Consider the following 229-nt stretch of genomic DNA (forward strand, 5'->3'; position numbering starts at 1 on the left):
CTCCTTCCTATTTCATTTTCCACTAATAACTAGTACCGCACCCAAAGATACGCTCTCTGTTTCTCTAATTTTTCAGATTGTTCTTGCTGGTCATCTAAAATTCGTAAAATTGTACTGATTGTGCCTTGCGTTGTTTCTTTTGCTGATAAGGCTAATACGCTACACATTTGATAGGCCGGATGATCTATCTTCAATCACTGACTTAACTCCAAAAGATAGGGATTTTTTT

General features: G+C 36.7%; 1 protein-coding gene. It reads right to left on the minus strand.

Features of this window, described 5'->3' with window-relative positions; translation table 11 throughout:
• Positions 1-29 precede the first annotated feature (29 nt).
• The gene (locus tag JDS98_RS29970) at positions 30-194 is read right to left on the minus strand and encodes a hypothetical protein (RefSeq protein WP_242481006.1); all 165 of its coding nucleotides are present in this window, start codon (positions 192-194) and stop codon (positions 30-32) included.
• Between the last annotated feature and the right edge of the window lie 35 nt (positions 195-229).

The organism is Bacillus cereus group sp. N11 (assembly GCF_016483605.1).
Lineage (GTDB): Bacteria > Bacillota > Bacilli > Bacillales > Bacillaceae_G > Bacillus_A > Bacillus_A toyonensis.